Below are 21,878 nucleotides of genomic sequence, written 5' to 3' on the forward strand. Positions count from 1 at the left end.
GTGAGGTCATCTGCCCGTTAACGCAGTGTGAGTTGTGGAACACTGACATTTCCGGATTGTCCACCACCGGTCACTATCGTGATGGCCACGACCTGAATGCCATATTCCTTGTTGAGGATTTCAAGCCAGCGCAGCAGGGTGGAGTAAGGAATTTGTCCCACGCTGAAGGTGACGCCCTGTTCATTCTGTGTCGTTTTTGGCATTTGCAGGGATAAACCGGCCGCTGAGGTGTTGATCGCTTCCGTCAGCTTTTCCTTACTCGTTCTCTTTCCGGCAGGTGCACCAAGCCGTTGAGTTTGCTTCACCATCCATTCCAGCTGGTTACGCTGGGTGTTGACCATGACCCGGGATTTGGCGATTTGATTATCGAGGGGGGTTAACAAACCAAACCAGATAAAAGCCATCAATAACAGGCAGGCTGCGATCAGTATCAGCCGTCTTTCACTTTCGCTTTTAAGCATCAACCACTGTTTCATGATTTACTCCGCTGAGTCAGCGTGGCAGTCACGCCTGTTGCCGATGTCGTGAGGTTGGAAACAGCAAAGTGAAAATCATTGGCGGTAATTTTGAGAAAATCATCAATCGCCACACGGTTATCGGTCGTGATCTGCAATGTGAACTGATTCGTTTTCTGCTGGAAATCCAATTTATCGATGGCGATTTGCGGGACTTGTCCCTGATAAGCCGTGAGTTTTGCCAGCGCAGGCAGAAAGGCTGTGGGCGTTTTTTTCATGTTTTGTTCAAAATAGAATTTCAGGTTGCGGGTGTGCTTGTCCTGAGGGAACGCGCTTTGATGCAGGGTCAGCATCTGGTTTTTCAGCGCGGATTCTTGCTGCGACACCTGCCACCATGTGAAAAGTTTACTGCCGAGAATGAGTACCAGCGTGAATATCACCATACCTGCCGCTATCCGTTGCAGATGACGGCCCCAGGCGGGATCTTCCTCGCGCACGGCAAATTCGCCCTGAAGAAGATTCACGGCGGATGGACAATTATTTTTCATCACAATCAGCGGGTCGGAAGGCGCTTCTGCGTGAACCCAGTCAGGAGGAATCTCCTGATCATGCCCGTAATAGTGCACTACTTCAGGCATTGCGATAGCCAGCAACGTATCAAGTAATACTTGTTCGACCAGACACCCCGAATATTCTGACTGCCGGAGCAGCCATTGATGGTCAAGACGGGCGGCCGACCAGCCTTCCTCAGGCAGAGGGAGCAGTAACGCATCTATATAAACGTGCCTGACTGTCAGGCCGGCATCACGAAAACGGTGTATCCAGTTCCGTAAAAAATCGACTTCAATACCGGCGGCATACAGTGTTTGCTCCTGACGGTATAACTCAACCCAATGCAAGGTATCCACATCTGTGGCAATGCTTTCTTCTGTCTGCCAGGCAATCATCTGCCGGGTATTTTTACCCGCACGTTGTGGCACTGTGACCTGACGAAAAATGACTTCACTGGCGGGGATAAGCAGAGAAACGTTCTGTGCCGACGGTTGTGCGGCCAGTTCTGATAAATGCTCAGCGTCTGGTAAAAGATGAATATCCTCATCATTTTCTGCCAGCTCAGTGAACCAGTTAAGTGAGCGTTCTGGCGTGCTGCCTGCTCTGATAAACAGCCTGTTGGCCGGTTGACGGTGTTCCATTTACTCAATTACCCGATAGCGTCGCTGATAAATTGTGATTTTTGAATCTTCTGGATTGAAGTGCGCATAACTGCTCATGGTGTTTTGCTGTTCTTCAAAGTGACCCTGTGTGTGCAGAACGAAATACTGGCTGCGCACTGTCAGCAGCGGTTTCAAATCCCCGGTTTGCACGTCGAGAGTCAGCTTTTGTTTTTTAACCTCTTTCAGAAAAGCATCGACAGAGACCCAGCCTCTGCGTGGCCGTACGGCGATTAATTTCATTGCATCATCCTGATTAATTCCGCCAAGAAATAAGGCGCTCAGCAGGGGAGCCTGCGCTTCGGTCAGCGTATTGACATTGATTTGCTGAGACTCTTCCGGAAGCGCGCAAAGCTGAGTGCGGATCCGCGTCAGGGGCGAAAGAGGCAGGTCTGGCAGTAAAGCCAGTTCATTCATGGAGAAAAGGCGTTGGTTAGCCGCAGCCCGTGGTGGCGTCAGGGTTTCGTAATACTCGGATTCGGCACCGGCGGTACGGGTGTCGTTATCTGTATCAAGATAATCACTGAGGCTGTCGGTGAACCGGTCAATTTCGACGGAAGTTGCCTGTGCATCGAGCAGCAGTTGTTTCAATATCTGCGTATTGTAGGGTTCGTCCTCAAGCTTCGTGTCAGGTTCGTTATTGCGCAGACTATTGAGGTTGAAGCAGTTTTGACCATCGGTGACAATATAGTTTACAGAGAAACCGTCTGGTGCGATGAACGTCCCTTCCTGCATGGAAAACTGATCCAGGTTGTTGTTATATGCGTTTTCGGTCAGCTCTTTCCGAAGCCGGGGCAAGGCAATTTCTTCTGCGGCAAGGGTCAGCCAGCGCAACTGCTGCTGGTTGAGTAACCAGCTCTGACGTTGCTGGCTGACCTGAAATTGCAGCGTCATTTTCGCGGCTAATGCCGCCATGATCGCCAGGATCATTAACACGATCAGCAACGCCACACCTTGTTGCTTATTCATTGTTGAAGCGCCTCCCCGCTCATCGGAACCGGCGTTGCCGAAGTGGGATCTGTTTGCTCCGGCGCTTTGTCATCGGTATTCGCCTTTGTATCCTCAAGTGCGGCAGGCAGGAGGAACAAACGGCGTATTTCACCCATATCATCCAGCGTGACAACGAGTTCGATAGCGGCAGGAAACGTGGTGGTTTGATCCCATTTGTCAGCCCAGCCGGCAGAAAAGAAACGCCAGTGCAACGTGCGTACGCCGGTCAACATGGTCACGGGAGTGAGCGGTGCGGCATCCGGTAAAGGGGCGGAAGGCAGGGCGCTCGCGCTGCGCTTCAACGCATGATCGATTATGGCCCAATCAACCCGGGATAAATCGATGGCAGATAAGGGGGTTGCTGCCGGATAACTTCCCAGGGTGGTAAAACGCAGTGAGGTCTCCGTCGCGGATAAGTACGCCTCTTCTTCCTCCGTTTGCCTTGGCAATACCTGGATCAGGTCACGCTCCAGCAGTGAAAACGCCGTCTGGATTTCGTTGAGTCGCGCAGTATGTTCCTGTGCTATTTCGCTGTTTTTCACTGATGCCGAGAGGATCTGATAGGCCAGTAAGCTGAGCAGGGAAAATATCGCCATCGCAATCATGACTTCTATCAGCGTAAAGCCTTGCTGCCGGGCTGTGCGGTTTTTACTCATGGCTTGTCTGCCGATATCTGAGCCCAGCTGCTGACGGAAAGGAGCGGTGATCGGGCATCTTCAGATTGCTTAACCAGAACACGATTCTGGCGAATTTTATTATCCCGATCAGTGAGTTGCTGTTGCTCAACAAACCACTCCTGACCCGCCAGTGTGACGGGTTCTTTTGTTTTCTTTCCGGATTTGATCTGCGCTTCTGCCAGCGTATTTTCGGCGACCCAGCTGCCAAAAAGGCTGGTGCGGAAATGCTCTGCTGCACGCATCTGCGAACTCATACTGTTCAGCAATGCCAGCGCGGCAGTGGCGAAAATAGCGAGTGCGATGATCACCTCAAGCAGAGTCATTCCTTGCTGATTTTTAGCGTCGGGTTTTACCGGGATGCACATTATTTTTCAGGCCTTTTGACAGTGAAAATCAGAGGCAATCGGCCTTCTGAAATGATGCTGCAACAGGCCGGTTCAGACGCTGAAGGGGCGTAGCTAAGTTCAAATACTGAAAGCGTGCCGTCGGGCATAAAAACAATCTGTGGTGGACGGCTGACAGATTTGTTGAGCGGCATCGGAGTCAGGGAAAGGGTTTCTTCTTGCGTAAATTCACCCGTGAGCGGCATACGGGCAGAATCCATCTCTGCCCACTGCGGCTCGCTGGCGTCAGGAATTAACGGCAGCGCGTTACCCAAAATAACAAACCGGTAGGCGCTGCCCGTCAAAGAAAGCCCAAGGGGTTTTCCTTCTAACACGGCACGCTCAGAAGCATATTCCATCATCGCTTTCATTTTCTCAGCGCGCTGGAGTTGGGCGTTGTCAGAAGGTAAAACCATGACAACTACCCCCGCGGCAATGGCGAAGATCGCCAGTACCATCAGGATTTCCAGTAGCGTAAAGCCGGATTGTTTAGCAGCAGACAAGGTTATTGATCCTTCTCAACCCAGTTTTTAATGTCATCTGCCGTGTTCGGTTCACTGTCCGGTCCGGCGGAGAAGACATCGATAGCACCATGTTCACCCGGGCTGAGCAGCATATATTCGTTGCCCCACGGATCGGCAGGTAAGCGTTTGATGTAGCCGTCGTTGCGGTAATTCGCAGGCACCGGGCTAAGCTTAGGTAAGGTTACCAGCGCATCCAGTGTCTGTTCTGTTGTCGGATAGCGGTGGTTATCCAGCTTATACATGTCGAGCGCGTTCTCGAGAGCGACGATATCGCTGACGGCTTTCTGCGTATCGGCCCGCTCTTTATTCCCCATAACATTGGGAACAACCAGAGCGGCCAGAACGCCGAGAATGACGATGACCACCATCAGCTCCATTAAGGTGAAGCCTTGTTGTTTTTTATCCGTCACCGGAAGATTTTTTGAAATGTCTGACATGGGTTTATTCCTTTAACTGACCAGGTTATTGAGCTGGAGGATGGGTTGTAAAATCGACATGATGATGAACAAAACGATGCTCGCCATTGTGACGATCAAAAGGGGTTCAAACAGAGCTAAGGCCATGGAGAGCCGGTGTTGCATCAGCTTGTCCTGATTGTCTGCGGCGTGCGCCATGAGCTCCCCGAGGCGTCCGCTTTGTTCGCCGGAAGCAATCATGTACAGCATCATGGGCGGGAAGAGGCGTGTTTGTTCCAGCACGGCAAACAGCGAGCTGCCCTGACGGACATTTTCTGCCGCCTGTACAAGCAGAGAGTGGATACGCAGGTTGGTTATCCCTTCTGTCGAGATTTTCATCGCGTCCAGTAAAGGGACACCACTTGATTGCAGGATGCTGAGTGTACGGGCATAACGCGCACTGTTTATCGCCCTGATCAGCGGCCCGAAAACGGCAACACTGAGCAACGCTGTATGAAAACGCATAAGGTTGTTTTTACGGCGGAGAACCAGTTTCGCAGCAGCGATTGTCGCAAATATCCCAATGGCTAATAACCACCACGTCCGTTCGAGGAATCCGCTGATGCCGATTAAAATGCGGGTTGTGATGGGCAACGTATGCTTCATATGAACAAACTGTTCGATGATTTGCGGGACGACGGCCACCAGTAAAATAATAATTACCAGGATGGCGACGATCGTCAGCATCGCCGGATAGATCATAGCCTGCGACAGTTTGCTTTTGATCTGTTGCCGGATTTCATAATAATCCGCCATTTTTTCCAGCACGGACCCGAGTTGTCCGGTGCGTTCCCCGGCGGTGACCAGCGTTCTGAACATCGGGTCAAAGATGCGCGGGAAATCAGCCAGCGCATCGGCAAGCGTATGTCCTTCCACCACTTTGTGACGAATGGCGGTGAGTACCTGCGTGAGTCCGGCGTGCTCTGTTTGTCGGGCGATAACTGCCAGGGCTGCCTCAACGGGCAGGGCTGCGTTGGTTAATGTCGCAAGCTGACGTGAAAACAAGGAGACCGCATGAGAAGGGACGCGGGTTTTTAAACCTTTGCTTTTCATCTTGCTGGCTGTCAGCGAGTTGCCGACCTGCTTTATGTCGAGCAGCGTTAAACCCCGCTCCCGCACCATCTGGCGTGCCTGACGAAGATTGTCGGCTTCTATTACGCCACGTTGCGTCTTGCCCGCCACGGAGGTGGCATGGAAGGAGAAGCGGCTCATCAGACAGGGCTCCCTGTCGTCATCTCATGTTCCGCAGTGACCCTGATGACTTCTTCCAGCGTTGTTTCGCCGCTGATGGTTTTAAGCAGACCATTTTCCCGCAGGCTTCGGGCTGTTTTGCGATGAATATTCTCAATGGAAAATTCATCCTGATTTTCATGAATGGCCTGGCGGATGGCATTATCGACAACCATGCACTCGTGTATCGCTGCCCGGCCCTTGTAACCCGTAAAATGACACTGTGCGCATCCCACGGCTTTAAACACGGCGACCGGTGGTTCAGGTAAAAAGTGGAACAAAGGAATATGGGAGATATCCAGCGGCGCTGGCTGAGCACAATGTGGACACAGACGCCGAACAAGACGCTGAGCTACCACCCCCAGCAACGACGAGGCGAGGAGGAAAGGCTCCAGTCCCATATCACGCAGACGGGTAATGGCACCGACGGCACTGTTGGTGTGCAACGTTGACATGACCAGATGGCCGGTCAGTGACGCCTGTACGGCAATCTGAGCGGTTTCGTTGTCGCGGATCTCACCGACCATCACCACATCCGGATCCTGACGTAAAATTGCCCGCAGTCCGAGAGCAAAGGTCATTTCCACGCGCGGGTTAACCTGAGTCTGGCCCACACCTTCCAGTTCATACTCGATCGGGTCTTCTACGGTAAGAATGTTGCGCTCGTTATTGTTCAGTGCAGAGAGCACCGCATAGAGCGTCGTACTTTTACCGGAACCGGTCGGACCGGTGACCAGAATGATGCCATGAGGTTTATGGATTAATGCGGTGAGCTGTTGCTCATCCTGCGGAGAAAGGCCAAGTTGCGGGATATCAAGGCATAAATTATTTTTATCCAGCAGACGCATTACCACACGCTCACCGTATTGAGCCGGGATTGTCGACACGCGAATATCAATTGCACGGTGACCGATACGCAACGAAATGCGCCCGTCCTGAGGTAACCGCTTTTCGGCGATATCCAGTTTTGCCATGACCTTGATACGGGATACCAGAAACGGAGCCAGCTTGCGGGCCGGCTGCAGGATCTGACGCAAGACGCCATCGATCCGGAACCGGATGCTAAGCATGCGTTCGAAGGTTTCGATATGAATATCTGAAGCCCCTTCTTTTACCGCTTCGGAGAGCACCGCATTAATCAGACGGATAATCGGTGAGTTTTCGTCGCTGGCCAGCAAGTCTTCGTTATCCGGCAGATCTTCAGACAAGGACAGAAGGTCGACTTCATTATCAAGGTCATCAATAATTTGCTGAGAGGCTCCGCTGCTCCGCTGGTAGGTAGCCGATAACTTTTCATCGAAAAGGGGAGTCTCCACGATTTCAATTGCCGTGATTTCCCCCAGGACACGACGTGCTTCAAGCAGCGTTTCCACCGAGATGTCCTGGCGGCAAAAAAGCACGTTATCAACCAGCGTAATGCCCTTTTGTTTGGCATAGGCGTACGGCAGAACAGGGGTGATCTGTTCTGGTTCCGGGGTCTGTTGCAATTCGTTGTCCCTGTTCATGGCTTATCCGCTAAACGGGTTACGAGGTCTGCCGTCATCTGGCGCAGCCGAAATGGACGTTTTGGGCGCAGGATTTTCCGGATAATCCGGTAAAACAGAACGAGTATTTGGTGTGAGCAGATCCTGATGATCCTCATCCTGCCGTTTTTTCTGCAGCTTTTGGAAATGGGAGTATTTCTTATTGGAAATCGAAGAATACACCTCATCATCACGAATAATGGTCGGCCGGATAAACACCATCAGGTTACGTTTTGCTGATTCCGTGCTGGTATAGCGGAACAAATTACCGACCCATGGAATGTCACCCAGCAGCGGCACTTTGGATTTGGTTTCTTTGGTACTGTCATCCAGCAAGCCGCCAAGCACGACGGTTTCCCCGGTGCGAACCAGCACGGCGTTGGAAATGGTGCGGGTATTGAAGGTCGGACCCAGCGATGAATTGGTTGAGGTATCGACACTGGATACTTCCTGTTCGATTTCCATCAGAACCGAATCACCTTCGTTAATCTGCGGCGTGACTTTCAATTTGGTACCGACGGTTTTGTAAACCACACTGCTATAGATGTTGTCGCCGGCTGTGGTTTGCGAACCCGAGAGGGAAGGGACTTCCTGACCGACATTGAACGAGGCTTCTTTATTATCGAGTGTGACAATGCTTGGCGTGGCAAGAATGTCGTTTTTATTGCTGGTGGATAACGCGGTCATTAAGACATTCCAGTCGCCGCTGAAGAAACCTGCCGTCATGCCGTTGAAGGTTTGCAGGGTGCTGCTGAGCGGGTTATCACTGCTGATAACGCCGTCTTTTTTGTACTGACGTACGCCTGACGCAACCGTTGATATCGGCGCGCCGGTGCCGGTGAATTGTGTTCCGCCAAACTTGTCGTTGCTCCATTGGATCCCCAGATTGAGTCCGTTACCATCCTGTACTTCAACAATAATGGCTTCGACTAAGACCTGCGCACGGCGGATATCAAGTTTGGTGATGACCTGCTCGAGTGACTGCATGACATCCTGCTGAGCCGTAATCACAATGGAATTGGTTTGTTCATCTGCGGTGATGCTCATCGGCTTATTAGAGGCGCTCGAAGACTGAGTCGTTTTGCCTTCTTGCATTTCCTGAGTGATGCCGGTCAGCACGGGAACGATTTTCTCCGCTTTGGCATATTTCAGATAGAAAACACGCGTGTTGCCCTGAGATGACTGGTCTTTATCCAGCTGACTCACCAGTTTTGCTGCGCGGCTGCGCACGCTTTCTGGTCCGCTGATGATTAAGGTATTGGTTCTCTCATCCGCGACGATTTTGGCTTGTAATATGGACGACGATTGCCCTTTGGATTCCTCACGAACCAGGTTGTTCATCATCTCGGCCATTTCGGGCGCAGAGGCATATTTGAGTTTGATGGTCTGTCTCTGCTGATCGCCCATCGTGTCAACGCGTTCGACCAGATCAATAAGACGGTTGACCACAGACGCACGGCCGGTGAGCAGCAAAACATTCGAGGGTTCGTAGTGAACGACATTGCCCACACCGGTACTGTCATTCATCTGGCGAAGCAAAGGAGCCAATTCCCGGACCGGCACATTACGAAGTGTCACCACGCGGGTGACGATCTCATCTCCCTTTCCCGGTCGGTTTTTGTCCGCTACGGGGACGCCTGACATCTTGGCATTGGCGGAACGTACAACTTTAAGCAGTCCGTTATCCATAGGAACCACTGCAAAACCATAGACATCCAGAACACTCAGAAAGAACTGGTAGTACTGCTCTTCATTTAAAACATCATAGCTTTTGACAGAAACAGTCCCCTGCACGGACGGATCGATAAGGATAGTTTTATTGAGATTCCTGCTGACCGTATCAATAAACTCTTTAATATCCGTGCCCTTAAAGCTCGCAGTAAATTCTTCCGCATGGACAATCCCCGGAAGGGTAGCAAATAATATGCATGCCTTTACTAAGAGAGGGTTAATGAACTTCTTCATGACTTTCTGTATCCAACGATGTTTCGATAGTGGCTAAATTTATATAGATATTCTGAAGTTGATTCTCTCTCAGAACGGTAAGTTGTACATCTCTCAGACTTTCCAGTTGTTCAATGTATTTTTCTGCGGTTGTGATGTCGTCGAGAGCTTGTCCGTTTATTTTCGTGACAACCTCATCAGGAATAAGTCTCGTTCTAAGATAAATAGTACTGCCCGTTCTGGGATTAAACCTATAACCTGTAAGTTTCTCATCTTTGTATATGGGATTGGCAACTAAATAATGCATTAAGTATTTTGCATGTTCTATTTTTACCTTTTTATTCCTCGGTTCAGCAGGTTTACTATCTCTTAATTTATCATTAAGGTATAAAGCTGCTATTCCCTTGGGGGTGCGTATTAATACCTCATCAGGTTTGACTGACTGGAGGTAGGCATTTCCCAAATCAGCAATTTTCTCGCCTTCGCGATAAGTGTGCTGACCTGAAGGGCCTTGCAGTATAGCCAGAGAGCGCCTGCTGTCGCTGCTTGCCAGTACGCCTTTGAGGAACAACGGCAGTTTAACGTTCTCCACAGCAGGTCGCGCGGGCTGTTTTATCTCAGGTTTTTTTCGATTCTCGAAAAGCGTACCGGGTATATTTGTCATGGTTTGTCCACGTTGAGACGGCGGGTGCAACGCCTCATTCTTTGTGCTGTCATTCATCGCCAGCATGAATATGCTTGAGCAACAAATCATTGCACAGGTGAATATAATTGCGATAAATATTGCCATCTTCAATGATACCTTTGGCCAATACCCTTTAATCTTGATGGCATACATGCGTTGAATCATTCCTTTGCACTTTCATTATTCCTGTGGGTTACATATTAGGCTATATTATACGCAGAAAAACATTGATGCACATTAATACATGTTCAATATGAATGAGGTTGTGTTTCTTGATTTTCAGACTGACTCCTCTTTCGGGTTCTTGTATTTATCAACATTCATCGAATGTGTAAATGGTTATGGAAATTGGCATGTACTGTGATTACTTTAAATTTATTACCCACCCTTTTGGGGACGGTAATTATTTCAATAATATACGTTTGTTGGCCGCTCAGGATTTTATTCTGCAGAAGTTAAACCAGGGCGGTATTGCGATTATCAGTGGAAATAAAGGTGTTGGGAAAACGCGTCTGGCTCATGAAATTGCCAGACAGAGCCAACGCCAGATCCTGAGCTTAAGTGCCGCGTCGGTGAATGGCGCCGACAGTGAAAGCCTGGGGCAGTTGTTAGCATGCTGTTTTCATTTGAAAAAATGGAGAACGTTGCCAGCGTCGATTCTGCCTCTGCGCATTGCAGAATCTTTTGACCAAAATACGGATTCGGCTCAGCCCTGGCTGGTTGTTGTGGACAATGCTGAAAATCTGTCTGTAGAAAGCTATGAATTTTTGAAAACATTCAAAAGCTATCCGCAATCTTCCCGCGTCTCGTTCCTGCTAGTGGAAGAACGCAAGGGGAGTACCCGTGAGGGTAAGCGCCGACAGAAGCTGCTTCCGCATACGGATTATCATCTGCTTCCAATGAGCTTTGCCGAAACCACCGAATATCTGTCACAGCGGTTGCAAACAGCCGGAGAAGATCCGGTCCCGATCCACGGGCCGGTGGCCAGACTGCTGCAGAATGCTTCGGGGGGACGGATCCAACTGATTAATGAACTGGCGGCGGATTCGCTTAACAGTGCTTATGCAGAAAAAACACCGTCAGTCACCTACCGGCAGATGAAGCTCTGTATTGAGGCTCGTGGATTGAAGCCGGGCAGAAAAAAATGCCTCACGCTGCTGATCGCCTGCTACATGCTTTTTGGCGGCGTTCTGGGGTGGACTTATTTCAACTATGCAAAACCCTATCTCCCGATGCCATTAACCCTTTCTGAAAAACTGCATGAAATCCCGGCAGGGGCGAAAACACTTAATGATGTTGGCAGTAATGAGCGTCATGGCATGCGTCAGCTCTTCCAGGTATGGGGGTATGACGTTTCCCCAGATGATGCGTTTTGTGATCAGGCTGCACGGGCACAGCTTACCTGCAAGAAGGGCACGGCCATACTCGATACCTTAACGGAAGAAGGGATCCCCTGGCTGAGTCCGATTACTGTTGATGGGCAGACTGTTTACGCTACCGTGGTGAAAGTGACAGATGAGTCGTTAGATATTCTCATTAAAGGCGATACGTGGACGGTCCAGCGCAGCTGGTTCGATAGCGTGTGGGCCGGCGAATATATCCAGTTAATACCCCAGACACCGAGCGGGAAGAGCGTCATCAACAATACCAGCTCCGAAGCGGATACCGCCTGGCTGGATATGACCCTCAGCAAGATACTTAACCTGCCATTCAGTAAAACGGGGCGGTGGGATAACGATTTGATCGGAAAAATCAAAACATTCCAGCAACGGGAAGATCTGGTTGTTGATGGAAGGGTAGGTAAAGGCACCCTGATGCAAATCGCTAAACGTACCGGCAACATGCCTGGGCTGATTACAAAAGAAGATCTCTAGGTTAAAAATGCAAAACATCCACTTATCGGCTTACACAAGCCACTTGAACAAACAAAAGGTGAAGGTAGCTGTCCGTCGTTCGCTCAGGAAAAGTTTTTACTGCCTGGTGTTTAGTAGCATTTGTTTGGTTCTGGGCGGGCTGGCGGGTTCCTATCTCCACCTGACTTACCTCAACTGGAAAAGCCATCGGGTAGCCGTCAGCGAAGTCTCCCGCCTTCCGTATAAACAATCCCCTTTGCACTATATCTATAAGAACAGGACGCTGCCGGCAGTGAACCAAACCGCCTCTATAGATGACAATGCAACGCCTGAAGATGAAATGCCCGCTGAGGCTGAAGACCCGGCAGAAACGTCAACTATGGAAAATGAAGTTCCTGAAGACGCCGCGGCAGATGAAAGTGATGACAGTCAAAACATGGCGTTAGAAGAAAAGAGCCCGGACATGCCATTGCAGGACTGGTTGAATAAGGCAATGCAGGAACAGCAACAAGAAGAGAAGAGCGCAAAATAAAAGCATTTTCTTTGTGGTTCGGATTGCTTCTTGCTGGTGTTTAAGTATAATGCGCGGGCTTACCTAATCTTGGTAGGTCTGATTCATTGAGAATCAGCTGGCCGATAAGTTTACTTGCCGGTCAACAATACTCCCGATATGGGGGTTATGTGAAGAACGATTACACTCTCCCATCAATCGAAATGGGTTTGAGGAGTAATCATTTACGTTTAAAATAATTGGAGCTCTGGTCTCATGCAGAACCAAAGAATCCGTATCCGCCTGAAAGCGTTTGATCATCGTCTGATCGATCAATCAACTGCGGAAATCGTTGAGACTGCGAAGCGCACTGGTGCGCAAGTTCGTGGTCCAATCCCGCTGCCGACCCGCAAAGAGCGCTTTACCATTCTGATTTCTCCGCACGTCAATAAAGATGCGCGCGATCAGTATGAGATTCGCACTCACAAGCGTCTGGTTGACATCGTTGAGCCAACCGAGAAAACCGTTGATGCTCTGATGCGTCTGGATCTGGCTGCTGGTGTAGACGTGCAGATCAGCCTGGGTTAATCAGGGTCATTGAGCGATTGAGAGGTTGAAACAATGATTGGTTTAGTCGGTAAGAAAGTGGGTATGACTCGTATCTTCACTGAAGATGGCGTTTCTATCCCTGTAACCGTTATCGAAATTGAAGCAAACCGCGTTACTCAGGTCAAAGACCTGGACAACGACGGTTACCGCGCTGTGCAGGTTACTACTGGTAGCAAAAAAGCTAACCGTGTAACCAAACCAGAAGCGGGTCACTTCGCTAAAGCTGGCGTAGAAGCTGGCCGCGGTCTGTGGGAATTCCGCCTTGCAGAAGGTGAAGAGTTCACTGCAGGTCAGAACATTAGCGTTGAAATTTTCGCAGACGTTAAGAAAGTTGATGTTACCGGTACTTCTAAAGGTAAAGGTTTTGCTGGCACAGTTAAGCGCTGGAATTTCCGTACCCAAGACGCTACCCACGGTAACTCCTTGTCTCACCGTGTTCCGGGTTCTATCGGTCAGAACCAGACTCCGGGCAAAGTGTTCAAAGGCAAGAAAATGGCAGGCCAACTGGGTAACGAGCGTGTAACCGTTCAAAGCCTGGACGTAGTACGTGTTGACGCTGAGCGCAACCTGCTGCTGGTCAAGGGTGCTGTTCCGGGTGCTACCGGTGGCAACCTGATCGTTAAACCTGCTGTTAAGGCTTAACGTCGAGGAGATAGGAATGGAATTAGTAGTGAAAGACGCGCAGAGCGCGCTGACTGTTTCCGAAACTACCTTCGGGCGTGATTTCAATGAAGCGCTGGTACACCAGGTCGTTGTTGCTTATGCAGCAGGTGCCCGTCAAGGTACTCGCGCTCAGAAGACCCGTGCTGAAGTAACCGGTTCCGGTAAAAAACCTTGGCGTCAGAAAGGTACTGGCCGTGCGCGTTCAGGTTCTGTAAAGAGCCCGATCTGGCGTTCCGGTGGTGTAACCTTCGCTGCAAAGCCACAGGACCACAGTCAAAAAGTAAATAAAAAGATGTACCGCGGCGCGCTGAAAAGCATCCTGTCCGAACTGGTACGTCAAGATCGTTTGATCGTTGTCGAGACGTTCTCTGTAGAAGCGCCTAAAACTAAGCTGCTGGCACAGAAACTGAAAGACATGGCTCTGGAAGACGTGCTGATTGTAACTGGCGAAGTCGACGAGAATCTGTTCCTGGCCGCACGTAACCTGTACAAGGTTGACGTTCGTGATGTAGCAGGTATCGATCCAGTAAGCCTGATCGCCTTCGACAAAGTAGTTATGACTGCTGACGCTGTGAAGCAAGTTGAGGAGATGCTGGCATGATTCGTGAAGAACGTCTGCTGAAAGTGCTGCGCGCGCCGCACGTTTCTGAAAAAGCGTCTACTGCGATGGAAAAGAACAACACCATCGTTCTCAAAGTTGCCAAAGACGCGACTAAAGCGGAAATCAAAGCTGCGGTTTCGAAACTGTTTGAAGTCGAAGTCGAAGATGTGAACACCTTGCTGGTTAAAGGCAAAGTTAAACGTCACGGTCAGCGTGTTGGTCGTCGTAGCGACTGGAAAAAAGCTTACGTAACCCTGAAAGAAGGCCAGAATCTGGACTTCATCAGCGGCGCTGAGTAAGTCGGAGGAGTAAGAACAATGGCAATTGTTAAATGTAAACCTACATCTCCGGGTCGTCGCCACGTTGTTAAAGTGGTTAACCCTGAGCTGCACAAGGGTAAACCTTATGCTCCGCTGCTTGAAAAACTGAGCAAAAGCGGTGGCCGTAACAACAATGGCCGTATCACCACCCGTCATATCGGTGGTGGCCACAAACAGCATTATCGTCTGGTTGACTTCAAACGCAACAAAGATGGTATCGCTGCAGTGGTTGAGCGTCTGGAGTACGATCCGAACCGTTCCGCGAACATCGCGCTGGTTCTGTACAAAGACGGCGAACGCCGTTATATCCTGGCGCCGAAAGGCCTGAAAGTGGGTGACCAGATCCAATCTGGTGTTGATGCTGCAATCAAGACAGGTAACGCCCTGCCTATGCGCAACATCCCAGTAGGTTCAACGGTTCACAACGTAGAAATGAAACCAGGTAAAGGCGGCCAGATGGCTCGTTCAGCCGGTGCCTACGTTCAGATCGTTGCTCGTGACGGTTCCTACGTAACTCTGCGTCTGCGCTCTGGCGAAATGCGTAAAGTTCAGATCGATTGCCGCGCCACCTTAGGTGAAGTCGGTAACTCTGAACACATGCTTCGCGTTCTGGGTAAAGCAGGTGCTGCTCGTTGGCGTGGTATTCGTCCTACCGTTCGCGGTACTGCGATGAACCCAGTCGATCACCCACACGGTGGTGGTGAAGGTCGTAACTTTGGTAAGCACCCGGTAACTCCGTGGGGCGTTCAAACCAAAGGTAAGAAGACCCGTAGCAACAAGCGTACTGATAAATTCATTGTACGTCGCCGTAGCAAAAAATAATTAGAGGATAAGCCATGCCACGTTCTCTCAAGAAAGGTCCTTTTATTGACCTGCACTTGCTGAAGAAGGTAGAGAAAGCGGTGGAAAGCGGTGACAAGAAGCCTTTGCGCACTTGGTCCCGTCGTTCAACGATCTTTCCTAACATGATCGGTTTGACCATCGCTGTCCATAATGGTCGTCAGCACGTACCAGTATTTGTTTCCGACGAAATGGTCGGTCACAAACTGGGTGAATTCGCGCCGACTCGTACTTATCGCGGCCATGCGGCTGATAAAAAAGCTAAAAAGCGCTAAGGTAGGAGGAAGAGATGGAAACTATCGCTAAACATCGCCACGCTCGTTCTTCTGCTCAGAAGGTTCGCCTTGTTGCTGACCTGATTCGCGGTAAGAAAGTGTCGCAAGCTCTGGAAACTCTGGCCTACACCAACAAGAAAGCTGCTGGTCTGGTTAAGAAGGTACTGGAGTCTGCCATTGCTAACGCAGAACACAACGATGGCGCTGACATCGATGATCTGAAAGTCACGAAGATTTTCGTAGACGAAGGCCCAAGCATGAAGCGCATTATGCCGCGTGCTAAAGGTCGTGCAGATCGCATTCTGAAGCGCACCAGCCACATTACTGTGGTTGTGTCCGATCGCTGAGACTCTGGAGACTAGCAATGGGTCAGAAAGTACATCCTAATGGTATTCGACTGGGTATTGTCAAACCTTGGAACTCTACTTGGTATGCAAATACCAAAGATTTCGCTGACAACCTGGACGGCGACTTTAAAGTTCGTCAGTTCCTGACTAAGGAATTGGCGAAAGCTTCCGTTTCTCGCATCGTTATCGAGCGTCCAGCGAAGAGCATCCGTGTGACTATTCACACAGCTCGTCCTGGCATCGTTATCGGCAAGAAAGGCGAAGATGTCGAAAAACTGCGTAAGGTCGTAGCGGATATCGCTGGCGTTCCTGCGCAGATTAACATCGCCGAAGTCCGTAAACCGGAACTGGACGCAAAATTGGTTGCTGACAGCATCACTTCACAGCTGGAACGTCGTGTTATGTTCCGTCGTGCTATGAAGCGTGCAGTACAGAACGCAATGCGTCTTGGCGCTAAAGGTATCAAAGTTGAAGTAAGCGGCCGTCTTGGCGGTGCTGAAATCGCGCGTACTGAATGGTACCGTGAAGGTCGTGTTCCGTTGCACACTCTGCGTGCGGATATCGATTACAACACATCTGAAGCGCACACCACTTACGGTGTAATCGGCGTTAAGGTATGGATCTTCAAAGGTGAGATCCTGGGTGGTATGGCTGCAGTTGAACAACCGGAACCGGCTGCTCAACCTAAAAAGCAGCAGCGTAAAGGCCGCAAGTAAGGAGAGTCGCTGATGTTACAACCAAAGCGTACAAAATTCCGTAAGGTGCACAAGGGCCGCAACCGTGGTCTTGCGCAAGGTACGGATGTGAGCTTCGGCACTTACGGTCTGAAAGCTGTTGGCCGTGGTCGTCTGACTGCTCGTCAAATTGAAGCAGCACGTCGTGCGATGACCCGTGCAGTTAAGCGTCAAGGTAAGATCTGGATCCGAGTATTCCCGGACAAACCGATCACCGAGAAACCGCTCGAAGTTCGTATGGGTAAAGGTAAAGGCAACGTAGAGTATTGGGTTGCTTTGATCCAGCCTGGTAAAGTCCTGTACGAAATGGACGGTGTGCCTGAAGAGCTGGCTCGTGAAGCCTTCCAGCTGGCAGCAGCCAAACTGCCTATCAAAACCACCTTTGTAACTAAGACGGTGATGTAATGAAAGCACAAGAGCTGCGCGAAAAAAGCGTGGAAGAGCTGAACACTGAGTTGCTGAACCTTTTGCGTGAGCAGTTTAACCTGCGCATGCAAACGGCAAGCGGTCAGTTGCAGCAAACACACCTGTTGAAGCAAGTGCGTCGTGATGTTGCACGTGTGAAAACTTTACTGACTGAAAAGGCGGGTGCGTAATGACTGACAAGATCCGTACTCTGCAGGGTCGTGTAATCAGTGACAAAATGGAAAAATCCATTGTTGTTGCGATTGAACGTGTGGTGAAACACCCGATTTACGGTAAATTCATCAAACGTACGACCAAATTGCACGTACATGACGAGAACAATGAATGTGGTATCGGCGACGTTGTGGAAATCAGCGAATGCCGTCCACTGTCTAAGACTAAGTCTTGGACCTTGGTTCGCGTTGTAGAGAAAGCGATTCTGTAATACAGTAGCGCCTCTCAAAAATAGATAAACGGCTCATGAACGTGGGCCGTTTATTTTTTCTACCCATAATCGGGAACCGGTGTTATAATGCCGCGCCCTCATATTGTGGGGATTTCTTAACGACCTATCCTGGGTCCTAAAGTTGTAGTTGACATTAGCGGAGCACTAACATGATCCAAGAACAGACTATGCTGACCGTGGCCGACAACTCCGGTGCACGTCGCGTAATGTGTATCAAGGTTCTAGGTGGCTCGCACCGTCGCTACGCAGGCGTCGGCGACATCATCAAAATTACCATCAAGGAAGCAATTCCTCGCGGTAAGGTGAAGAAAGGCGATGTGCTGAAGGCGGTAGTGGTGCGCACCAAGAAGGGTGTTCGTCGCCCGGACGGTTCTGTCATTCGCTTCGATGGTAATGCATGCGTTATTTTAAACAATAACAGCGAGCAGCCAATCGGCACGCGTATTTTTGGGCCGGTAACTCGTGAACTGCGTAATGAGAAGTTCATGAAAATTATCTCTCTGGCACCAGAAGTACTCTAAGGAGCGAACCATGGCAGCGAAAATCCGTCGCGATGACGAAGTTATCCTGCTTACCGGTAAAGATAAAGGTAAGCGCGGTAAAGTAAAAAATGTCCTGTCTTCTGGCAAGGTCATTGTTGAAGGTATCAACCTGGTTAAGAAACATCAGAAGCCTGTACCGGCCCTGAACCAACCAGGTGGCATCGTTGAAAAAGAAGCTGCAATTCCGGTTTCTAACGTTGCTCTCTTCAACACGGCAACTGGCAAGGCGGACCGTGTAGGCTTTAGATTCGAAGACGGCAAAAAAGTCCGTTTCTTCAAATCTAACAGCGAAACTATCAAGTAATTTGGAGTAGTACGATGGCGAAACTGCATGATTACTACAAAGACGATGTCGTAAAAAAACTCATGGCTGAGTTTGGTTACAATTCTGTCATGCAAGTCCCTCGGGTCGAGAAGATCACCCTGAACATGGGTGTTGGTGAAGCGATCGCTGACAAGAAACTGCTGGATAACGCAGCAGCTGACCTGGCAGCAATCTCCGGTCAAAAACCGCTGATCACCAAAGCACGCAAATCAGTTGCAGGCTTCAAAATCCGTCAGGGCTATCCGATCGGCTGTAAAGTAACCCTCCGCGGCGAACGCATGTGGGAGTTCTTTGAGCGTCTGGTCTCCATTGCTGTTCCACGTATTCGTGACTTCCGCGGCTTGTCTGCTAAGTCTTTCGATGGTCGTGGTAACTACAGCATGGGCGTGCGTGAACAGATCATCTTCCCGGAAATCGATTATGATAAAGTCGATCGCGTTCGTGGTTTAGATATTACTATCACCACTACTGCGAAATCCGATGATGAAGGCCGTGCATTGCTGACAGCCTTTAACTTCCCGTTCCGCAAGTAAGGCAGGGTTACTAATGGCTAAGCAATCCATGAAAGCACGCGAAGTCGTTCGCGTAAAACTGGCTGATAAATACCGCGCTAAACGCGAGGAATTGAAAGCTATTATCTCTGGTGTGAACTCATCCGACGAAGATCGTTGGGATGCAGTTCTTAAGCTGCAGTCTCTGCCGCGTGATTCCAGCCCGTCTCGTCAGCGTAACCGCTGCCGTCAAACTGGTCGTCCGCATGCTTTCCTGCGGAAGTTCGGGTTGAGCCGTATTAAGGTCCGTGAAGCCGCTATGCGCGGAGAAATTCCGGGTCTTAAGAAGGCTAGCTGGTAATTGTCACCAATTGAATCACGGGAGTAAAGACAGATGAGCATGCAAGATCCGATCGCGGATATGCTGACCCGTATCCGTAACGGTCAAGCCGCGAACAAAGTTGCGGTCACCATGCCTTCCTCCAAGCTGAAAGTGGCTATTGCCAACGTGCTGAAGGAAGAAGGCTATATTGAAGAATTTAAAATCGAAGGCGACGCCAAACCTGAACTGGAATTAGTACTGAAGTACTTCCAGGGCAAGGCAGTGGTAGAAAGCATTCAACGTATCAGCCGTCCAGGTCTGCGCATCTACAAGAAAAAAGATGAGCTGCCAAAAGTTATGGCCGGTATGGGTATCGCTGTTATTTCTACCTCTAAAGGTGTTATGACCGATCGTGCAGCTCGCCAGGCTGGTCTTGGTGGCGAGATTATCTGCTACGTAGCTTAATTGGGAGGAAAGAATGTCTCGTGTTGCAAAAGCACCCGTCGTCATTCCTGCCGGCGTAGAGGTAAAACTCAACGGTCAGGTTATTTCGATTAAGGGTAAAAACGGCGAGCTGTCACGTACTATCCATGACGCTGTTGTAGTTAAACAGGAAGAAAATACACTGACTTTCGCTCCACGCGAAGGCGCTGTAGACGGTTGGGCCCAAGCGGGTACCACTCGTGCACTGTTGAACTCTATGGTTGTAGGTGTTACCGACGGCTTCACTAAAAAGCTTCAACTGGTAGGTGTTGGTTATCGTGCTGCTGTTAAAGGCAACGTGGTGAATTTAGCCTTAGGCTTCTCTCACCCGGTCGATCACCAACTGCCGGCAGGCATTACTGCAGAATGTCCGACCCAAACTGAAATCGTGCTGAAAGGCGCTGATAAGCAGGTAATCGGTCAGGTTGCTGCAGATTTACGTGCCTACCGTCGTCCTGAGCCTTATAAAGGTAAGGGTGTCCGTTACGCCGACGAAGTCGTGCGTACCAAAGAGGCTAAGAAGAAGTAAGGTAACACTATGGATAAGAAATCTGCTCGTATCCGTCGTGCGACCCGCGCACGCCGCAAGCTCAAAGAATTGGGTGCGACTCGTCTGGTGGTACATCGTACCCCGCGTCATATTTACGCACAGGTCATCGCACCAAACGGTTCTGAAGTAATAGTTGCTGCATCTACTGTAGAAAAAACTATCACTGAGCAACTGAAGTATACCGGCAACAAAGATGCTGCCACTGCTGTAGGTAAAGCTATCGCAGAACGCGCATTGGAAAAAGGGATCACGAAAGTATCCTTTGACCGTTCCGGTTTCCAATATCATGGTCGAGTCCAGGCACTGGCAGATGCTGCCCGTGAAGCTGGCCTTCAGTTCTAAGGAAGAGGTTTAAGATGGCTCACATCGAAAAACAAGCTGGCGAACTGCAGGAAAAGCTGATCGCGGTAAACCGCGTATCTAAAACCGTAAAAGGTGGCCGTATCTTCAGCTTTACCGCACTGACAGTAGTTGGTGATGGTAACGGTCGCGTTGGTTTTGGCTACGGCAAAGCACGCGAAGTTCCGGCAGCGATCCAGAAAGCGATGGAAAAAGCCCGTCGCAACATGATGAATGTCGCGCTGAATAGCGGCACCCTGCAGCATCCTGTTAAAGGTGCTCATACGGGTTCCCGTGTGTTCATGCAGCCGGCTTCCGAAGGTACCGGTATTATCGCCGGTGGTGCAATGCGCGCCGTCCTGGAAGTTGCAGGGGTTCATAACGTATTGGCTAAAGCTTATGGTTCCACCAACCCGATCAACGTGGTTCGTGCAACTATCGATGCTTTGGCAAATATGAAATCCCCACAAATGGTCGCTGCCAAGCGTGGTAAATCCGTTGAAGAAATTCTGGGGTAATTAACCATGGCAAAGACTATTAAAGTTACACAAACTCGCAGTTCCATTGGCCGTCTGCCGAAGCATAAAGCTACTCTGCTGGGCCTGGGTCTGCGTCGTATTGGTCACACCGTTGAGCGCGAGGATACTCCTGCTGTACGCGGTATGATCAACCTGGTTTCCTACATGGTTAAGGTTGAGGAGTAAGAGATGCGTTTAAATACTCTGTCTCCGGCTGATGGTGCCAAACAAGCGCCAAGGCGTGTAGGTCGTGGTATTGGTTCTGGCCTGGGTAAAACCGGCGGTCGTGGTCACAAAGGTCAGAACTCACGTTCTGGTGGTGGCGTACGTCGTGGTTTTGAAGGTGGTCAGATGCCTTTATATCGTCGTTTGCCGAAATTCGGCTTCACCTCCCGCAAAGCTATGATCACGGCAGAAGTTCGTCTGTCTGAACTGGCTCTGGTGGAAGGCGACGTGATCGACCTGAACGCGCTGAAAGCCGCTAACGTAGTTGGTATCCAGATCGAGTTCGCGAAAGTAATCCTTTCTGGCGAAGTTGGTCGTGCGGTAACTCTGCGTGGTTTGCGTGTCACCAAAGGCGCTCGTGTTGCTATCGAAGCTGCTGGCGGTAAAATTGAGGAATAAGTAG

At 50.1% G+C, this 21,878-nt stretch carries 34 protein-coding genes; 23 read left to right on the forward strand and 11 right to left on the reverse strand.

From position 1 onward, the window contains the following. Positions 1-17: 17 nt before the first annotated feature. Genes gspM through gspC form a run of 11 tightly spaced genes read right to left on the reverse strand, consistent with a single transcriptional unit; the run spans position 18 to position 10,230 of the window. Positions 18-476 carry a type II secretion system protein GspM gene (gene gspM / locus EDF78_RS11460; RefSeq protein WP_095923765.1) on the reverse strand — a complete coding sequence of 153 codons (459 nt, stop codon included), beginning with the start codon at positions 474-476 and terminating at the stop codon, positions 18-20. Next, positions 473-1,648 carry a type II secretion system protein GspL gene (gene gspL, locus EDF78_RS11465; RefSeq protein WP_133823132.1) on the reverse strand — a complete coding sequence of 392 codons (1,176 nt, stop codon included), beginning with the start codon at positions 1,646-1,648 and terminating at the stop codon, positions 473-475. The genes gspM and gspL overlap by 4 nt, the downstream gene beginning before the upstream one ends. After that, positions 1,649-2,635, reverse strand: a complete 987-nt coding sequence (gene gspK / locus EDF78_RS11470; RefSeq protein WP_133823133.1) for a type II secretion system minor pseudopilin GspK — start codon at positions 2,633-2,635, stop codon at positions 1,649-1,651. It abuts the gene before it with no gap. Continuing rightward, a complete protein-coding gene (gene gspJ, locus EDF78_RS11475) occupies positions 2,632-3,312 on the reverse strand; it encodes a type II secretion system minor pseudopilin GspJ (RefSeq protein WP_133823134.1) in 681 nt (226 codons plus the stop codon). The genes gspK and gspJ overlap by 4 nt, the downstream gene beginning before the upstream one ends. Then, entirely contained in the window at positions 3,309-3,698 is a 390-nt protein-coding gene (gene gspI, locus EDF78_RS11480; RefSeq protein WP_095923761.1) for a type II secretion system minor pseudopilin GspI, read from the reverse strand. The genes gspJ and gspI overlap by 4 nt, the downstream gene beginning before the upstream one ends. Continuing rightward, entirely contained in the window at positions 3,698-4,219 is a 522-nt protein-coding gene (gene gspH, locus EDF78_RS11485; RefSeq protein WP_119825244.1) for a type II secretion system minor pseudopilin GspH, read from the reverse strand. Before gspH ends, gspI begins: the two co-directional genes overlap by 1 nt. Positions 4,220-4,221: 2 nt before the next feature. Continuing rightward, the gene (gspG, locus tag EDF78_RS11490) at positions 4,222-4,677 is read right to left on the reverse strand and encodes a type II secretion system major pseudopilin GspG (protein ID WP_133823135.1); all 456 of its coding nucleotides are present in this window, start codon (positions 4,675-4,677) and stop codon (positions 4,222-4,224) included. A 12-nt stretch (positions 4,678-4,689) separates the two neighbouring features. Then, positions 4,690-5,907 (reverse strand): type II secretion system inner membrane protein GspF, encoded by a 1,218-nt coding sequence (gspF, locus tag EDF78_RS11495; RefSeq protein ID WP_133823136.1) that lies wholly within the window; start codon positions 5,905-5,907, stop codon positions 4,690-4,692. Further along, positions 5,907-7,430, reverse strand: coding sequence for a type II secretion system ATPase GspE (gene gspE / locus EDF78_RS11500; RefSeq protein WP_131693883.1), 1,524 nt, complete (start codon positions 7,428-7,430; stop codon positions 5,907-5,909). The genes gspF and gspE overlap by 1 nt, the downstream gene beginning before the upstream one ends. Before the next feature lie 3 nt (positions 7,431-7,433). Further along, positions 7,434-9,413, reverse strand: coding sequence for a type II secretion system secretin GspD (gspD, locus tag EDF78_RS11505; protein WP_119825236.1), 1,980 nt, complete (start codon positions 9,411-9,413; stop codon positions 7,434-7,436). Continuing rightward, entirely contained in the window at positions 9,397-10,230 is an 834-nt protein-coding gene (gene gspC, locus EDF78_RS11510; protein WP_133823137.1) for a type II secretion system protein GspC, read from the reverse strand. Before gspC ends, gspD begins: the two co-directional genes overlap by 17 nt. Before the next feature lie 188 nt (positions 10,231-10,418). Here gspC and EDF78_RS11515 point away from each other — a divergent pair, with 188 nt between their 5' ends. From EDF78_RS11515 to rplO, 23 genes are all read left to right on the forward strand, one after another. After that, positions 10,419-11,951 carry an ExeA family protein gene (locus tag EDF78_RS11515; protein ID WP_243839447.1) on the forward strand — a complete coding sequence of 511 codons (1,533 nt, stop codon included), beginning with the start codon at positions 10,419-10,421 and terminating at the stop codon, positions 11,949-11,951. 7 nt (positions 11,952-11,958) lie between these two features. Then, on the forward strand, positions 11,959-12,462 hold the full coding sequence (locus EDF78_RS11520) for a hypothetical protein (protein ID WP_133823138.1): 504 nt from the start codon (positions 11,959-11,961) through the stop codon (positions 12,460-12,462). A gap of 234 nt (positions 12,463-12,696) precedes the next feature. Next, positions 12,697-13,008 carry a 30S ribosomal protein S10 gene (gene rpsJ, locus EDF78_RS11525; RefSeq protein ID WP_009639175.1) on the forward strand — a complete coding sequence of 104 codons (312 nt, stop codon included), beginning with the start codon at positions 12,697-12,699 and terminating at the stop codon, positions 13,006-13,008. 33 nt (positions 13,009-13,041) lie between these two features. After that, positions 13,042-13,671: a 50S ribosomal protein L3 gene (gene rplC, locus EDF78_RS11530; RefSeq protein WP_013573687.1), complete on the forward strand. Its 630-nt coding sequence runs from the start codon at positions 13,042-13,044 to the stop codon at positions 13,669-13,671. 16 nt (positions 13,672-13,687) lie between these two features. Continuing rightward, positions 13,688-14,293, forward strand: a complete 606-nt coding sequence (gene rplD, locus EDF78_RS11535) for a 50S ribosomal protein L4 (protein ID WP_013573688.1) — start codon at positions 13,688-13,690, stop codon at positions 14,291-14,293. Then, a complete protein-coding gene (gene rplW, locus EDF78_RS11540; RefSeq protein WP_013573689.1) occupies positions 14,290-14,592 on the forward strand; it encodes a 50S ribosomal protein L23 in 303 nt (100 codons plus the stop codon). The genes rplD and rplW overlap by 4 nt, the downstream gene beginning before the upstream one ends. Positions 14,593-14,610: 18 nt before the next feature. Then, complete coding sequence (gene rplB, locus EDF78_RS11545) at positions 14,611-15,435, forward strand: 50S ribosomal protein L2 (protein WP_095923753.1); 825 nt, start codon at positions 14,611-14,613, stop codon at positions 15,433-15,435. Between the two features lie 14 nt (positions 15,436-15,449). Further along, on the forward strand, positions 15,450-15,728 hold the full coding sequence (rpsS, locus tag EDF78_RS11550) for a 30S ribosomal protein S19 (RefSeq protein WP_004929772.1): 279 nt from the start codon (positions 15,450-15,452) through the stop codon (positions 15,726-15,728). 14 nt (positions 15,729-15,742) lie between these two features. After that, positions 15,743-16,075: a 50S ribosomal protein L22 gene (gene rplV, locus EDF78_RS11555; RefSeq protein ID WP_004391423.1), complete on the forward strand. Its 333-nt coding sequence runs from the start codon at positions 15,743-15,745 to the stop codon at positions 16,073-16,075. A gap of 17 nt (positions 16,076-16,092) precedes the next feature. Next, the gene (gene rpsC, locus EDF78_RS11560; RefSeq protein WP_013573691.1) at positions 16,093-16,791 is read left to right on the forward strand and encodes a 30S ribosomal protein S3; all 699 of its coding nucleotides are present in this window, start codon (positions 16,093-16,095) and stop codon (positions 16,789-16,791) included. Positions 16,792-16,803: 12 nt separating this feature from the next. Next, the gene (rplP, locus tag EDF78_RS11565) at positions 16,804-17,214 is read left to right on the forward strand and encodes a 50S ribosomal protein L16 (RefSeq protein ID WP_009639183.1); all 411 of its coding nucleotides are present in this window, start codon (positions 16,804-16,806) and stop codon (positions 17,212-17,214) included. Further along, a complete protein-coding gene (gene rpmC / locus EDF78_RS11570) occupies positions 17,214-17,405 on the forward strand; it encodes a 50S ribosomal protein L29 (RefSeq protein ID WP_013573692.1) in 192 nt (63 codons plus the stop codon). The genes rplP and rpmC overlap by 1 nt, the downstream gene beginning before the upstream one ends. After that, a complete protein-coding gene (gene rpsQ / locus EDF78_RS11575; protein ID WP_014333604.1) occupies positions 17,405-17,659 on the forward strand; it encodes a 30S ribosomal protein S17 in 255 nt (84 codons plus the stop codon). The genes rpmC and rpsQ overlap by 1 nt, the downstream gene beginning before the upstream one ends. Before the next feature lie 170 nt (positions 17,660-17,829). Next, positions 17,830-18,201: a 50S ribosomal protein L14 gene (gene rplN / locus EDF78_RS11580; RefSeq protein WP_008457164.1), complete on the forward strand. Its 372-nt coding sequence runs from the start codon at positions 17,830-17,832 to the stop codon at positions 18,199-18,201. Between the two features lie 10 nt (positions 18,202-18,211). Then, a complete protein-coding gene (gene rplX, locus EDF78_RS11585; protein WP_095923752.1) occupies positions 18,212-18,526 on the forward strand; it encodes a 50S ribosomal protein L24 in 315 nt (104 codons plus the stop codon). Positions 18,527-18,540: 14 nt separating this feature from the next. Continuing rightward, the gene (rplE, locus tag EDF78_RS11590) at positions 18,541-19,080 is read left to right on the forward strand and encodes a 50S ribosomal protein L5 (protein WP_013573695.1); all 540 of its coding nucleotides are present in this window, start codon (positions 18,541-18,543) and stop codon (positions 19,078-19,080) included. A 13-nt stretch (positions 19,081-19,093) separates the two neighbouring features. Then, positions 19,094-19,399, forward strand: coding sequence for a 30S ribosomal protein S14 (gene rpsN / locus EDF78_RS11595; protein ID WP_013573696.1), 306 nt, complete (start codon positions 19,094-19,096; stop codon positions 19,397-19,399). Between the two features lie 33 nt (positions 19,400-19,432). Continuing rightward, positions 19,433-19,825, forward strand: coding sequence for a 30S ribosomal protein S8 (gene rpsH, locus EDF78_RS11600; RefSeq protein WP_013573697.1), 393 nt, complete (start codon positions 19,433-19,435; stop codon positions 19,823-19,825). Positions 19,826-19,838: 13 nt separating this feature from the next. Beyond that, complete coding sequence (rplF, locus tag EDF78_RS11605) at positions 19,839-20,372, forward strand: 50S ribosomal protein L6 (protein WP_119825232.1); 534 nt, start codon at positions 19,839-19,841, stop codon at positions 20,370-20,372. A 9-nt stretch (positions 20,373-20,381) separates the two neighbouring features. Then, a complete protein-coding gene (gene rplR / locus EDF78_RS11610) occupies positions 20,382-20,735 on the forward strand; it encodes a 50S ribosomal protein L18 (RefSeq protein ID WP_013573699.1) in 354 nt (117 codons plus the stop codon). 14 nt (positions 20,736-20,749) lie between these two features. Continuing rightward, positions 20,750-21,250 (forward strand): 30S ribosomal protein S5, encoded by a 501-nt coding sequence (rpsE, locus tag EDF78_RS11615; RefSeq protein ID WP_013573700.1) that lies wholly within the window; start codon positions 20,750-20,752, stop codon positions 21,248-21,250. 6 nt (positions 21,251-21,256) lie between these two features. Beyond that, positions 21,257-21,436 (forward strand): 50S ribosomal protein L30, encoded by a 180-nt coding sequence (gene rpmD / locus EDF78_RS11620; RefSeq protein ID WP_013573701.1) that lies wholly within the window; start codon positions 21,257-21,259, stop codon positions 21,434-21,436. 3 nt (positions 21,437-21,439) lie between these two features. Next, positions 21,440-21,874: a 50S ribosomal protein L15 gene (gene rplO / locus EDF78_RS11625; RefSeq protein ID WP_013573702.1), complete on the forward strand. Its 435-nt coding sequence runs from the start codon at positions 21,440-21,442 to the stop codon at positions 21,872-21,874. The last annotated feature ends 4 nt before the right edge of the window (positions 21,875-21,878 follow it).

The sequence above is a fragment of the Rahnella sp. BIGb0236 genome (assembly GCF_004364755.1).
In the GTDB taxonomy this organism is placed as follows: Bacteria; Pseudomonadota; Gammaproteobacteria; order Enterobacterales; family Enterobacteriaceae; genus Rahnella; species Rahnella victoriana.

What these genes read in the sequence shown, in the direction of transcription:
- gspM (WP_095923765.1), bottom strand. Translation starts at nt 476, where the DNA reads ATGAAACAGTGGTTGATGCTTAAAAGCGAAAGTGAAAGACGGCTGATA.
- gspL (WP_133823132.1), bottom strand. Translation starts at nt 1,648, where the DNA reads ATGGAACACCGTCAACCGGCCAACAGGCTGTTTATCAGAGCAGGCAGC.
- gspK (WP_133823133.1), bottom strand. Translation starts at nt 2,635, where the DNA reads ATGAATAAGCAACAAGGTGTGGCGTTGCTGATCGTGTTAATGATCCTG.
- gspJ (WP_133823134.1), bottom strand. Translation starts at nt 3,312, where the DNA reads ATGAGTAAAAACCGCACAGCCCGGCAGCAAGGCTTTACGCTGATAGAA.
- gspI (WP_095923761.1), bottom strand. Translation starts at nt 3,698, where the DNA reads ATGTGCATCCCGGTAAAACCCGACGCTAAAAATCAGCAAGGAATGACT.
- gspG (WP_133823135.1), bottom strand. Translation starts at nt 4,677, where the DNA reads ATGTCAGACATTTCAAAAAATCTTCCGGTGACGGATAAAAAACAACAA.
- gspF (WP_133823136.1), bottom strand. Translation starts at nt 5,907, where the DNA reads ATGAGCCGCTTCTCCTTCCATGCCACCTCCGTGGCGGGCAAGACGCAA.
- gspE (WP_131693883.1), bottom strand. Translation starts at nt 7,430, where the DNA reads ATGAACAGGGACAACGAATTGCAACAGACCCCGGAACCAGAACAGATC.
- gspD (WP_119825236.1), bottom strand. Translation starts at nt 9,413, where the DNA reads ATGAAGAAGTTCATTAACCCTCTCTTAGTAAAGGCATGCATATTATTT.
- gspC (WP_133823137.1), bottom strand. Translation starts at nt 10,230, where the DNA reads ATGTATGCCATCAAGATTAAAGGGTATTGGCCAAAGGTATCATTGAAG.
- EDF78_RS11515 (WP_243839447.1), top strand. Translation starts at nt 10,419, where the DNA reads ATGGAAATTGGCATGTACTGTGATTACTTTAAATTTATTACCCACCCT.
- EDF78_RS11520 (WP_133823138.1), top strand. Translation starts at nt 11,959, where the DNA reads ATGCAAAACATCCACTTATCGGCTTACACAAGCCACTTGAACAAACAA.
- rpsJ (WP_009639175.1), top strand. Translation starts at nt 12,697, where the DNA reads ATGCAGAACCAAAGAATCCGTATCCGCCTGAAAGCGTTTGATCATCGT.
- rplC (WP_013573687.1), top strand. Translation starts at nt 13,042, where the DNA reads ATGATTGGTTTAGTCGGTAAGAAAGTGGGTATGACTCGTATCTTCACT.
- rplD (WP_013573688.1), top strand. Translation starts at nt 13,688, where the DNA reads ATGGAATTAGTAGTGAAAGACGCGCAGAGCGCGCTGACTGTTTCCGAA.
- rplW (WP_013573689.1), top strand. Translation starts at nt 14,290, where the DNA reads ATGATTCGTGAAGAACGTCTGCTGAAAGTGCTGCGCGCGCCGCACGTT.
- rplB (WP_095923753.1), top strand. Translation starts at nt 14,611, where the DNA reads ATGGCAATTGTTAAATGTAAACCTACATCTCCGGGTCGTCGCCACGTT.
- rpsS (WP_004929772.1), top strand. Translation starts at nt 15,450, where the DNA reads ATGCCACGTTCTCTCAAGAAAGGTCCTTTTATTGACCTGCACTTGCTG.
- rplV (WP_004391423.1), top strand. Translation starts at nt 15,743, where the DNA reads ATGGAAACTATCGCTAAACATCGCCACGCTCGTTCTTCTGCTCAGAAG.
- rpsC (WP_013573691.1), top strand. Translation starts at nt 16,093, where the DNA reads ATGGGTCAGAAAGTACATCCTAATGGTATTCGACTGGGTATTGTCAAA.
- rplP (WP_009639183.1), top strand. Translation starts at nt 16,804, where the DNA reads ATGTTACAACCAAAGCGTACAAAATTCCGTAAGGTGCACAAGGGCCGC.
- rpmC (WP_013573692.1), top strand. Translation starts at nt 17,214, where the DNA reads ATGAAAGCACAAGAGCTGCGCGAAAAAAGCGTGGAAGAGCTGAACACT.
- rpsQ (WP_014333604.1), top strand. Translation starts at nt 17,405, where the DNA reads ATGACTGACAAGATCCGTACTCTGCAGGGTCGTGTAATCAGTGACAAA.
- rplN (WP_008457164.1), top strand. Translation starts at nt 17,830, where the DNA reads ATGATCCAAGAACAGACTATGCTGACCGTGGCCGACAACTCCGGTGCA.
- rplX (WP_095923752.1), top strand. Translation starts at nt 18,212, where the DNA reads ATGGCAGCGAAAATCCGTCGCGATGACGAAGTTATCCTGCTTACCGGT.
- rplE (WP_013573695.1), top strand. Translation starts at nt 18,541, where the DNA reads ATGGCGAAACTGCATGATTACTACAAAGACGATGTCGTAAAAAAACTC.
- rpsN (WP_013573696.1), top strand. Translation starts at nt 19,094, where the DNA reads ATGGCTAAGCAATCCATGAAAGCACGCGAAGTCGTTCGCGTAAAACTG.
- rpsH (WP_013573697.1), top strand. Translation starts at nt 19,433, where the DNA reads ATGAGCATGCAAGATCCGATCGCGGATATGCTGACCCGTATCCGTAAC.
- rplF (WP_119825232.1), top strand. Translation starts at nt 19,839, where the DNA reads ATGTCTCGTGTTGCAAAAGCACCCGTCGTCATTCCTGCCGGCGTAGAG.
- rplR (WP_013573699.1), top strand. Translation starts at nt 20,382, where the DNA reads ATGGATAAGAAATCTGCTCGTATCCGTCGTGCGACCCGCGCACGCCGC.
- rpsE (WP_013573700.1), top strand. Translation starts at nt 20,750, where the DNA reads ATGGCTCACATCGAAAAACAAGCTGGCGAACTGCAGGAAAAGCTGATC.
- rpmD (WP_013573701.1), top strand. Translation starts at nt 21,257, where the DNA reads ATGGCAAAGACTATTAAAGTTACACAAACTCGCAGTTCCATTGGCCGT.
- rplO (WP_013573702.1), top strand. Translation starts at nt 21,440, where the DNA reads ATGCGTTTAAATACTCTGTCTCCGGCTGATGGTGCCAAACAAGCGCCA.